Annotated in this window: 11 protein-coding genes and 1 tRNA gene; 8 read left to right on the forward strand and 4 right to left on the reverse strand. The window is 65.2% G+C overall.

Annotation, left to right across the window (positions count from 1 at the left end; translation table 11 throughout):
* Positions 1 to 232: 232 nt before the first annotated feature.
* Positions 233 to 556 carry a hypothetical protein gene (locus ACWGPT_RS03875; RefSeq protein ID WP_452604266.1) on the reverse strand — a complete coding sequence of 108 codons (324 nt, stop codon included), beginning with the start codon at positions 554 to 556 and terminating at the stop codon, positions 233 to 235.
* A gap of 119 nt (positions 557 to 675) precedes the next feature.
* Positions 676 to 1,692, reverse strand: coding sequence for a glycoside hydrolase family 25 protein (locus ACWGPT_RS03880; protein WP_452604267.1), 1,017 nt, complete (start codon positions 1,690 to 1,692; stop codon positions 676 to 678).
* Between the two features lie 245 nt (positions 1,693 to 1,937).
* Between ACWGPT_RS03880 and ACWGPT_RS03885 the strand changes: the two genes are divergently transcribed.
* From ACWGPT_RS03885 to ACWGPT_RS03905, 5 genes are all read left to right on the forward strand, one after another.
* Positions 1,938 to 2,654: a nutrient deprivation-induced protein gene (locus tag ACWGPT_RS03885; protein ID WP_452604268.1), complete on the forward strand. Its 717-nt coding sequence runs from the start codon at positions 1,938 to 1,940 to the stop codon at positions 2,652 to 2,654.
* A complete protein-coding gene (locus tag ACWGPT_RS03890) occupies positions 2,647 to 3,063 on the forward strand; it encodes a phage holin family protein (RefSeq protein WP_452604269.1) in 417 nt (138 codons plus the stop codon). The genes ACWGPT_RS03885 and ACWGPT_RS03890 overlap by 8 nt, the downstream gene beginning before the upstream one ends.
* Positions 3,063 to 4,124, forward strand: a complete 1,062-nt coding sequence (locus ACWGPT_RS03895) for a DUF3618 domain-containing protein (protein ID WP_452604270.1) — start codon at positions 3,063 to 3,065, stop codon at positions 4,122 to 4,124. The genes ACWGPT_RS03890 and ACWGPT_RS03895 overlap by 1 nt, the downstream gene beginning before the upstream one ends.
* A 181-nt stretch (positions 4,125 to 4,305) precedes the next feature.
* Positions 4,306 to 4,605: a SelT/SelW/SelH family protein gene (locus ACWGPT_RS03900; protein WP_452604271.1), complete on the forward strand. Its 300-nt coding sequence runs from the start codon at positions 4,306 to 4,308 to the stop codon at positions 4,603 to 4,605.
* A gap of 103 nt (positions 4,606 to 4,708) precedes the next feature.
* Positions 4,709 to 4,795: transfer RNA gene (locus tag ACWGPT_RS03905), tRNA-Leu, on the forward strand.
* A 237-nt stretch (positions 4,796 to 5,032) separates the two neighbouring features.
* Here the strand turns inward: ACWGPT_RS03905 and ACWGPT_RS03910 are convergent.
* Entirely contained in the window at positions 5,033 to 5,488 is a 456-nt protein-coding gene (locus tag ACWGPT_RS03910) for a CoxG family protein (RefSeq protein WP_452604272.1), read from the reverse strand.
* 317 nt (positions 5,489 to 5,805) lie between these two features.
* Here ACWGPT_RS03910 and ACWGPT_RS03915 point away from each other — a divergent pair, with 317 nt between their 5' ends.
* Entirely contained in the window at positions 5,806 to 6,699 is an 894-nt protein-coding gene (locus ACWGPT_RS03915; protein ID WP_452604273.1) for a helix-turn-helix domain-containing protein, read from the forward strand.
* Between the two features lie 37 nt (positions 6,700 to 6,736).
* Here ACWGPT_RS03915 and ACWGPT_RS03920 read toward each other — a convergent pair whose 3' ends face one another.
* Entirely contained in the window at positions 6,737 to 8,863 is a 2,127-nt protein-coding gene (locus ACWGPT_RS03920; protein ID WP_452604274.1) for a TonB-dependent siderophore receptor, read from the reverse strand.
* Between the two features lie 301 nt (positions 8,864 to 9,164).
* On the opposite strand from ACWGPT_RS03920, the gene ACWGPT_RS03925 reads away from it, so the two are divergent.
* Both ACWGPT_RS03925 and ACWGPT_RS03930 read left to right on the forward strand, forming a co-directional pair.
* Positions 9,165 to 10,154, forward strand: a complete 990-nt coding sequence (locus tag ACWGPT_RS03925) for an iron-siderophore ABC transporter substrate-binding protein (protein ID WP_452604275.1) — start codon at positions 9,165 to 9,167, stop codon at positions 10,152 to 10,154.
* Positions 10,151 to 11,155, forward strand: a complete 1,005-nt coding sequence (locus ACWGPT_RS03930; protein WP_452604276.1) for a FecCD family ABC transporter permease — start codon at positions 10,151 to 10,153, stop codon at positions 11,153 to 11,155. Before ACWGPT_RS03925 ends, ACWGPT_RS03930 begins: the two co-directional genes overlap by 4 nt.

The raw sequence follows: 11,155 nt of genomic DNA on the forward strand, positions 1-11,155 counted from the left end.
ACCCTCTATTTAGTCACCTCTCATATATCGGACAGGCGCCGTCATCTTGTTTCCGATCTGCTTCATCCGCTAAAGCATTTCTTGCCCCCAACTTGACCCCGCCTGCGAACGATTGACAGGGAGGATGGGGATGAGCGGGACGCGCGAGATTTTCGATCCTAGAGCACACAAAAAAACCGCCCGCCATTGGATGGCGGACGGTTCGGAAGGCGTGGGATCGGTCCCGGTGCGATCAGCCGCCGTTGGTGGTACCGCCAGCCGCCGGCGGAGTGGCCGGAGCCGGAGTGGCGTTGTTGGTGGCGCCGCCGGGTGCAGGCGCGATCGGCGCCGGTGCCGTGTCGCTGGCTTCCGGAGTGGCGGTCGAGGACGTGGTGGCCGGGTCGGTGCCGGGCTCGCCGCCCATGTTGCCCCAGATGAAGACGCCGATCAGCAGGACAGCGAGAACCGCGACCCACGGCACCCAGGAGGCTCCGCGGCGGGCATCGATGTTGTTATTCACGAGGTCCGGGCGGCGGTCCCGCAGGTCCGGACGGTTGTCATTCGGATCATAGGTCATGGGTTCTTTCCTCCGTTTAACCTGCCATTGAAACGGAGAGTCACGGAAATTTGTTCCGTGTGGGCATGCAGAGGCGCGAAAGCGCCGCCACCACCCGGCATAGGAAGAGGCCGGTTTCCTTAGTTGCGGGCGCTCATCGTCCGCGCCTCGACCCAGTTGTGCCAGCCTTCCACCGAGCCGTTGAAGACGTTGAGGTCGATCTTGCCGTCGACGCCCTGCGACAGACCGGAGCCGGAATACTGCCAGAAGACGAACTTGCGGCCGGGATAGACCTTTGAGGGGTGCTGGGCGACGGCACGCAGCCAGAACGGATAGTTCTCGAAGGCGCCGACGAGGTTGTCCTTGTAGAAGTCCGGGGCCGTGTAGATGACCGGCCGCTGGCCGTAGTGCCGCTCAAGCTTGTCCATGAAGACCTGCATCTTTTCCAGGACGTCGGCGCGGGAGGGACGGCGCTTGCAGGCGGAATCGCCGTTCCATTCCACATCGATGACCGGCGGCAGGGCGTCGGGATCGCGCGGAACGTTGCGGATGAACCAGTCGGCCTGTTCGCTGGCGCGCCGGCACCAGTAGAAGAAGTGGTAGGCGCCGCGGCGGATCCCGGCCTCCTTGGCCCGCCGCCAGTTGGTCTTGAACATCGGGTCGAGATGGTCGCCGCCATCCGTCGCCTTGATATAGGCGAAGTTCGCGCCCTGCGTCCTCAGCTTCGGCCAGTCGATCTCCCCCTGCCAGCGGGAGACGTCGACGCCGTGGACGGCATAGTGCTGCGGCTGGACCTTGCCGAAGTTGATGGGCTTGGCATCCCGGAACTGCTGGCTGTAGACCCGGGCGCGGGTCACGGGTCCGGCACCCGCCGGATTGTCCGGCAGCATCATGGCAACGGGACGGGACGAGGGCGTCGGCATCCCCACCGTGGTGGTCATGGCCGCGACCGCCGGATCCGCGGCATCCGCCTCGGCCCAGGCGAGGGGCCTTGGCGTTCCAACCGTCGCGGCGGGAACCGGGGCCGCCGGCGTGACGGAACTCGTCACCTCCCGGGAGGGAATTCCGGCCACGAGGCTCTCGGGTCCCGAGGCCGACGTGCAGCCCGACAGGACGAACGCGATCATGGCAAAGACGGAGATGGCGGAACGACGCATTGGCACCCACGTACGCAAAACAGGGATCGAAGGGAGCCGCTCGCGACACCTCGATGCGCGAAGGGCAAAGCTAACAGAAGATTACCGCCAAAGGTTGAATCCAATCTTAACGCCGAGCTTCACCGCGGGCGGGAGCGGCGGCGCCTATGGCAGTCCAGGAACTTTAGACGGTTGCGCCGGTTCGGTGCCTGATCGCATCAGCCGATGTCGTCATACCGATCCCGTTCAGATTCTGGGAGAGTTCAATGACAGAACGAGACACGACCCGGGGAGAGGGCTTCCAGCCTGGCTCCACCTACCCAAGCGGCGGAAATCCCGCCCGCGACCCGTCCCCCGGCCAGCCCTCCGGACAGGTCGCGCAACCACCACTCCCGGCCTCCGCTGCGGCGGGAGAAGCAGGTGGCAGCCTCAAGGAGAAAGCCGCCGAGGACTGGCAGGCAGTGAAGACGACCGCACAGGAACAGATCAGCCGGGCCGGCCAGCAGGCCCGCGAGGCGGCCGGCGAGCAGAAGGATTTCGCCGCCACCCGCGTCAGCGGCATTGCGAGCGCAATCGAGCGCGTCGGCAGCGAACTGGAACAGGGCGATCAGAGGGAAGTGGGCCGCTATGCGCGCCAGATCGGCGAGAGCCTGCAGCGGTTCGCGGATGATCTGAAGGGCAAGGATCTCGGCGAGGTTGCCGCCATGGCGGAGGATTTCGGCCGCAGGCAGCCAGGTGCATTCCTCGGCATCGCGGCACTGGCGGGCTTCGCCGCGAGCCGCTTCCTCACCGCCTCGGCCGACCGCCGTCCGCGGGCTTCGGCGAAGTCGGACGGCATCACCCGGGCCGGCGGCAGCACGGCCACCGCGTCTGCCTCCACATTCACCTCCTCGTCCACCAGCGCGCCCGCCGCGCAAGCGACAACGCCCCCGACGGGCGCCGGTTATCCGGCGGGCTACCGGGAAGGAAATCACAATGGCTAACAATATGGAAAACCGCCCCCTATCCGAACTCGTCAGTGGACTGGTTTCCGACATAACCGGGCTTTTCCGGAAGGAGATCACGCTCGCCAAGACCGAGGCGTCGGAAAAGATGTCCCAGGCGCTGACCGGCGTCGAAGCCTTCGCCGCGGGGCTGGTATTCGCCGTTGCAGCCGTCGGCGTTCTTCTCGCGGCCCTCGTCAAGGGGCTCGCGGCGTTCCTGATGGCGCGGGGCATGACCGAGGCGAGCGCCGACGCGCTGGCATCGGTCATTGTCGGCGTCGTCGTTGCGCTCATCGCCTGGGCGATGATCCACCGCGGCCTGTCGACGTTGCGGGGCGAAAACCTGAAGCTTGACCGCACCTCGTCGTCCATTCGACGCGATGCCCAGATGATCAAGGAGCGCGTCTGATGTCCACGACCGACACCATCAGGGCCGAACAGCTCGAGCGGGAGATCGAAGAGGATCGCCGCCGCATCGAGGAGCGCATGGACGCGATCCAAGCGAAGATGTCGCCAGGCCAGCTTCTGGACGAGGCCCTTTCCTACGCGAAAGCCAGCGGTGGCGGCGAATATGCCGCCAATCTCGGCAATGCCATGAAGACGAACCCGATCCCCGTCGCCCTGATGGGCGTCAGCATGGCCTGGCTCATGGCCAATCCGCGCGGCAGCCGCGTCGCGGTCGCACATGGGGAGGACGAGGTCGAGCACCCGCTCGCACCCGTCACCGGCAGCGTCCGGCGGGTGGGGCCGGCCCAGGGAAACGGTGGAGGCCGCTACAGCCACTTCACCGATGAAGCCGGGAGCAGGTTCCGGGCACTGACCGACGAAAGCGGCCGCCGCGCCGGCCATTTCATGGACGAGGCCGGGAAGACCTATCGCGGCTTTGCCGACGCGACCGGCCAGCAGATACACGACATCCGCGACGAGACGGGCCGTCTCTTCGACGAGGCCTCCGGCTGGGCGGCCAAGACCTGGGGCAGGCTGAGCTCGACGGCCGGCAAGGCCGGTCATTCGGTGATGAGCGGCGCGCGGGCCGTCGGTGACGGTGCCCTGTCCGCAGGCGACCATGTGCGCGATTATGCGGGCGAACTCAACGAGAGCATCGCGCGGCATTTCCGCGACCAGCCGCTGATCGGCGGGGCTCTGGCCTTCGCTCTCGGCGCGGCCATCGGCGCCGCCCTTCCCCATACCCGCCGCGAGGACGAGGCCATGGGTGAAATGGCCGAAGGCGTGCGCAACCAGTTATCGACGAAGGCCGCCGACGCGCTGGATAAGGCCGAAGCGGTCGCGTCGGACCTATACGGGAAGGCCGCGGCCGTCGCCTCGGATGTCCACGACGTGGCGCGGGAGCGCATCGCCGAGGAGGCCCGAGGGGTCGACAGGGGCATGGACAAGGGCCCGGGCCAAGGCTTGGACCAGGGTCTGGACCAGGGCACGGGCACAGTTCGCAACGATCCGCTTCCGCACTAGTAGTTCCAAGACCCAATCGAGCCGATCTCTACGGAGGCCCTCCGCATCTCGCGGGGGGCTTCTCGCATTCTCTCCCACGCTTCGTTAGGGCGCCTCCGATGGTCTGGCGCGATGGCATTTCTCCTCCTTCCGGGCCATAGTCGTGTCCGTCACGATAGCCTGTCGAAGGAAGAGAAGACCCATGAACAAGCCGCGCGTTACCATCCTCTACTGCACGCAGTGCAACTGGCTGCTGCGAGCCGGCTGGATGGCCCAGGAACTGTTGCAGACGTTTTCGGACAGTCTTGGCGAAGTGGCGCTGATCCCTGGTACCGGCGGCAATTTCGAGATCCGCGTCGACGACCAGCTCATCTGGGAACGCAAGCGCGATGGCGGCTTTCCCGGGCCGAAGGAACTCAAGCAGAGGGTTCGCGACGTGATCGAACCGGAGCGGGACCTTGGCCATCTGGACCGCTCTTCCCCTTCGGGCGACAGCCTGTAGGAGGCATCCTGGAAAGGCCGCAGGTCTTTTTTTCGGTCCCGACCTGCAAAGTTCAAAAACCCGGTTGACAGCCGGCGGCCACCCCCGTACATGGCTCTCCGTCGCCCAGATGGCGGAATTGGTAGACGCGCCAGCTTCAGGTGCTGGTACTCGCAAGGGTGTGGAGGTTCGAGTCCTCTTCTGGGCACCATTTCCCACTCAGGAACTGACATTGTCGGTTCAATTATGCAGTGTAGATGACGGCCCGCGGGGCCGCCGCCTGGCGTGAAGCCGGTTCTGAACTGCGCAAATTCATCCCCTGAACTAAAGGTTTGCAGGGTCCCGGATCATCGGGAGACCGTCGACGTGCGGAGATACGTTCGCGCTGCCGGCACCCCCTTGTTGGTACCGGGCCACGTCCGAAGAAGAAGCGGAAGATGGACGGTGATCAGCCCGCTTCCTGGTTCGGCGTCACCTTTTGCGAGAAGTTCTCGAAGAACTGGCCGGCGAGCTTCTGCGCGGTGCTGTCGATCAGCCGGCTCCCCAGCATGGCGAGCTTGCCGCCCACATCGGCCTTGGCCACGTAGCGCAGGATGGTGGCGTCGCCGTCGGCCGCCAGCTCGACATCGGCACCGCCTTTCGCAAAACCTGCAACGCCGCCATTGCCTTCGCCCACGAGCGAGAAGCGGTCCGGAGCGCCCGTTGTATCGAGCGTGACCTTGCCGCCGAAGGTCGCCTTCACGGGACCGATCTTCAAGGTCACCTTCGCCTCCAGTTCGTTGTCGGAGAGCTTGTCGAGCTGCTGACAGCCCGGGATGGCTGCCTTCAGCACGTCCGGATCGTTGAGCGCGGCGTAGATCTCGTGCTTCGGCGCCTCGATGCGGATTTCGTCCTTCAGTTCCATCTTGTCTCCACCCTTGCACGCACCAAAAGAGGTAAGGCTCACCCGGTATCGTCGTCGCAGGCCTCTTCCCGCGACGACATCCGTCCTACAGGCTTCCGAGCATCACCCTTTTCCGGCCCGACGCCAAGCCGTTCTTTTCCGCCATGCCTTCTCGGCAGAGAATCCGGCGGGCATGGACAAAGATGATGATAGTAGTCATGTTAAGACACCATCGTTCAGGATCATGAACAGGGGCCGGATGCCGCAAGAGACTGTGTGGCTGCGGCAGGACTTTATGGTTCCCGACATGGCGTCGCGACGTTTTCAGGAAGCGGAACTTGACCTACCGACACTCGATGACCTGCTATACGGAGGGTATACGCCCCCTCGTGCCGGCCCAGTGGAGAGGCTTCGAGGGTATGGTCGGCGTATACTGGGACGCGGAAGGCATTTGCGGCGCCAAGGCCTATTACCTCTCGCCCGATCCCCGGATTGTCATCTTCTTCAACGAAGTGTCGCCACATATCCGGATGACGAACCGCGAGGGGGGCATCGCGCGGGACGGGCGGCCGATGACGCGGGCGATCTATGTCCCCGCAGGCGTTCCGCTCTGGACGGCCTTCACCTCGTCGCATCGTTTCTCGCATCTGGACATCCATCTACACAACGACCGGCTTCTGCGCTTCATCGCGCCGGCCGTGGGCGGCTCTGCCGCACGAACGATCCTGCGCCGACCGGTGGAGATCGAGGATGTCGGGCCGATCGAGACCCTGGCCGGCCTCCTGGTCAAGGAGCTTTCGGCGCCCAGCCGGCACGCGGCCTATGGCGAAAGCCTTGTCGGCAGCATCGCCACGGCGATGCTCGATCTTCCCGCAGACGAAAGGACGCCTGCCGACGGCCGGCTGACGCAGGCGCAGCTGAACAAGCTTAACGCCCGTTTCGATGCGCGCGCGGACGGTCGGCTCAGTGTTTCGGAAATGGCCAGGACGGTGGGGTTGTCGGAAAGCTGGTTCACCCATGTCTTCAAGCAGACGACCGGCAGGACGCCGCAGCAGTGGCAGCGCGGGCGGCGGATAGAGCTTGCGCAAAAACTGCTGACGGAAACGGACCTGACGGTTGCCGATATCGCCCTGCAGCTCGGCTTCGCGGACCAGGCGCATCTCACCAAGGCCTTCCGCCAGGTCGCCGGCGATACGCCCGCATCCTGGCGCCGCCTGCAGCGGCTCCGCTAGATTTCCCGCCCGGACGATCCGGACGGGAATTGCTACCTTACCAGGTCTGGCGGAGCGTCGCGTAGATCGCGCGGCCCGGGTTATAGTAGACGCCGCCGCTATCCTCGCTTGCGCGATGCTTCTCGTCGAAGATGTTGCTGGCATTGAGCTGGAACGTCGTATTTTCCGCGATCTGGTACGTGAACGCGGCATCGAAGACCACGGCGCTTTCGGAAGCGATCGTGTTGGTGATGTTGGTGAAATAGGCGTCGATGTAGCGCGCGCCCAGTCCGAACGTCATGTCGCCCCGAACGCCGTCGCCCGGCAGCGTGTAGCTGCCCCAGATGGACGCCATATGCTCGGGGACCCGCATCAGGCGGTTGCCGTCATTCGAGCCGCCGGTCTCCTTGATGTCGGAGTTGATGTAGGTATAGGCGGCAATCAGGCTGATATTGTCGGTGATTTCCGCCTTGGCCTCGAGTTCGATGCCGCGATGCCGCACTTCCTCGACCGTCTGGGGCAGATAGGTCACGCTGTCGAAGACGGTGATGTTGCCCTTGGTGAGGTCATAGAGCGAAGCGGTGAACAACGCCGGGAACGCCTCCGGCTGGTACTTGAGGCCGACCTCGTACTGCTTGCCCGTCGTCGGCTCGTTGCCGACGCCCGGAGGTGCAACCGATTCAGCATAGCTCGCGTAGGCCGCCAGTTCGTCGGTCAGCAGGTAGCTCAGGCCGAAACGCGTGGTGAACTCGCTATAGTCATCCGCCTTGACGCTGCCGGTGAAGAGGTTGACTTCGCGCAGGTCGAGCCAGTCGTTGCGCAGGCCGAGGCTCGCCGTCAGCCTGTCGAAGAACACCAGGTCCTGCTGAAGGTAGATTGCCTTAGTGGTCTGGCCGTTGCGTGTACCGGACGTCGGCGCGGTCGAGGCCGGACCTCCGGAATAGACGGGATTGCGCCAGTTGATGGTCGGGGCGCTCGCGATGTAGAGGCCGTAGGTCTGGGCGTTGAAGTTGTTGTAGTCGACGCCCGCCAGGGTCCGGCTTTCGATGTTGTCGAAGCTGGTTTCGTACAGCAGGTTGGCATCGATGACGAACTGCTCGCTCGACTTGTCGCTGCCGAAATAATAGCGCTCAGCCACGTTCGAACCGTCGGTCCGGGTCTTCGACAGGTAGGCACTGCCGAAGCCATCGGCGGCTTTCATGTACCTTGCATTGGAGCCGAAGCTCAGGCCGTTGCCGAAGTCATGATCGAACATCATGCTGTAGGTGTTGCGGTTGATCGTCCGGAAATAATAGTCCGGCTCGCCGAAGAACCGGTCCCGATCGAAGTCGGTCCCCAAGGGGTGGCCACCGCTGCCGGGAACGCCGTCCGCATTCAGATGGTCGTAGACGAAGGACAGGCTGGTCATGTCGGTAGGGCGCCATGTCAGGCCACCCATGATGAACCGCTTGTCGTCACGGGAGTAGTCGTATTCCGCGTCGGCGTCCTGGTAGATGCCGGTCAGGCGGTAGGAGAGCGTATCATCCTCGGTGATGTTGTCGCCGAAATCGAAGCCGGCTTCCCGGTGCGCGAAGGAGCCTACCGTGCCATAGACCTCGCCGAAGCGTTCGGTCTTCGGAAGCTTCGTGACATAGTTGACGGAGCCGCCGGGTTCCGCCGCGCCGAAGCCCGCCGAACTGGCGCCCTTCAGGACCTCGATCCGCTCGAAGGCATAGGGCTCTTCCCGGGCCGCCCCGAAAGTCCGGCCGATGGGAAGGCCATCGCGGTAGGTGTAGGGCGTGAAGCCGCGGATGTCGAAATAGTCGTAACGGTCATCCGAGCCGTAAAAGTCGGTCACGACGCCGGCCGTGTACTGGACGACCTGCTCGATGGTGGCCGCGCCGCGCTCCTCGATTTCCTTCGACGTGATGACGGAGACGGAGGCGGGCGTCTCGAGGACCTCGGCCGGCATCTTGCCGACGCCGGTGGCCTTCCGCGCGACGATCGTGCGGGCGTCGTCGTCGCCGTTGCCGCTCCCATCGAGGACGATCGTTTCGAGCTGCGTTCCGCCGGCGGCGTCCGCGGCCTCCTGGGCCCTTGCGGGCGTGGCCATGATGGCCGCCATTGCCGTGCAACTCAGCAGGACAGCTTGCCATCCTGCCATGCCGTTCCCCCTGGCGTAACCGCCCCGTCTATCGCTTTTCATCATTCAATCCGGATACTGATCAACTGGCTTGCTGGTGACCGGCGACGAATGCAGCCGGCGGGCGCGCGACCGGGCATCTCGTCCGCAGGGCGCCCCTCGGAACCCGCACGACGGCAGCAACCCCACCTGCGCCTTTCACGCCATTAACTTGATCGCTTTAATCCAGTATTGTCGATTCCTCCGGTTTTGTACGAAGCCCCGGAAAGTTCAGCCGGGCAGGAGGAGAAGCGAGCGCCGCACTTGACGGAGCCGGCTTAAGCTGACACGGACGCTCCAGTTAACGCCCAGGAGATTTCTCCCGATGCTGCGCCTCGTTTTCGTGTCCGCCCTGACGCTCGCTATCTCAGTCCTCAATGCGACCGGCTCTACGGCCGAGGATGCGACCTACCCGATCAGCGTCACGCACGCATTCGGAACCACGACCATCGAAAGCAAGCCGGAACGCGTTGCGACCGTCGCATGGGCGAACCACGAGGTTCCGCTCGCTCTCGGCATCGTGCCCGTCGGATTTGCGGCCGCCAATTTCGGCGACGATGACGGCGACGGACTGCTTCCCTGGGTGGAGGAACGACTGGCCGAGCTCGGGGCTGAGCCGCCGGTCCTCTTCGACGAGGGCGACGGGATCGACTTCGAGGCCGTCGCCGCCACCAATCCCGACGTTATCCTTGCCGCCTATTCCGGGCTGACGCGGGCCGACTACGAGACGCTGAGCCGGATCGCACCGGTAATCGCCTATCCCCAGTCGCCCTGGGCAACCGACTGGCGCGACATGATCCGCTTCAACAGCGCGGGTCTCGGCATGGCGAAGGAGGGGCAAGCGCTGATCGAGCGGATCGAGGCGGACATTGCCGAGGCGACCGCCAGGCATCCCGAGATCAAGGGCAGGTCGGCGATGTTCGTCACCCACCTGGACACGACCAATCTCAGCATCGTCAATTTCTACACGACCAACGACACGCGGGTGAAGTTCTTCCAGGACCTCGGTCTCACCACGCCGAGAAGCGTCGCCGCGGCCTCCAGGCCGGGCGAGTTCTCCGGCGGCATCAGCGCCGAGAGGATCGATGCCTTTGACGATGTCGACATCGTCGTGACGTATGGCGGAGAGGAGCTGAAGCAGGCGCTGGCGGCCGATCCGCTGATGGCGAGGATGCCGGCGGTCGCTCGCGACGCCGTCGTCATGCTGGGCCGCAATCCGCTCGGCACGGCGGCCAATCCCACGCCGCTCTCGATCCGCTGGGTGCTGAAGGACTACGTGGAACTGCTGGCAAAGGCTGCGGCAAGAACCGAATGACGACGGGAACGCAGGGCATGCGGTTGCTTTGGCTGGCGACGACGGTCGCCGGCCTTGCCGTCCTGCTCGGGCTCTCCATCGCGGTTGGCACCCGGTCCGTCGGCTGGACGGACATCGTGGCGGCGCTGGGCGGCACGAGCGAGACGATCGACCAGGCGGCGGTCGCGGTGCGCATCCCGCGCACGGTGCTCGCAGGCGCAGCCGGCGCAGCGCTCGGGCTTGCGGGCGCCATCATGCAGGGCGTGACCCGCAATCCGCTCGCCGATCCCGGCATACTGGGCATCAATCTGGGTGCATCGCTCGCCGTCGTGGCGGGGATCGCGTGGTTCGGCATCACCACGTCGCAGGCCTATATCTGGACCGCCATCCTCGGCGCGGGCGTCACGGCCGCCTTCGTCTACACGATAGGCTCACTCGGACGCGGCGGCGCGACGCCCCTCAAGCTGGCGCTTGCCGGGGTCGCCACCTCCATCGCATTTGCATCGCTGGTCGTGGCGATCGTCCTGCCCCGCGCCGACATCGCCGGAGGCATCCAGTCCTGGCGGATCGGCGGCGTCGGCGGGGCGACCTTCGCGGCGATCGGCGAGGTCACGCCGTTTCTTGTCGCCGGCCTGCTGCTCAGCCTTCTCTCCGCGCGGCGGCTGAACTCCCTCGCGCTCGGCGACGAGATGGCGGCCGGTCTTGGCGAGCGGGTGGCCCTCGCCCGCGCTACCGCCGCGCTCGCGGCGATCCTTCTTTGCGGCGCGACCACGGCCGTCTGCGGTCCGATCGGCTTCGTCGGGCTCGTCGTGCCGCACCTCTGCCGCCTGCTGGTCGGGGTCGACCACCGCTGGCTGCTGCCTTTCTCGGCACTTGCGGGAGCCTGCCTGCTGCTCGGCGCGGATGTCCTCGGCCGCATCGTCGCCCGGCCCAACGAACTGGAAGTCGGCGTCGTGACGGCCTTCGTCGGGGCGCCCTTCTTCATCTGGATCGTCAGACGCCAGCGGGTTCGCGAGCTTTGA

Source organism: Pseudorhizobium sp. NPDC055634 (genome assembly GCF_053618655.1).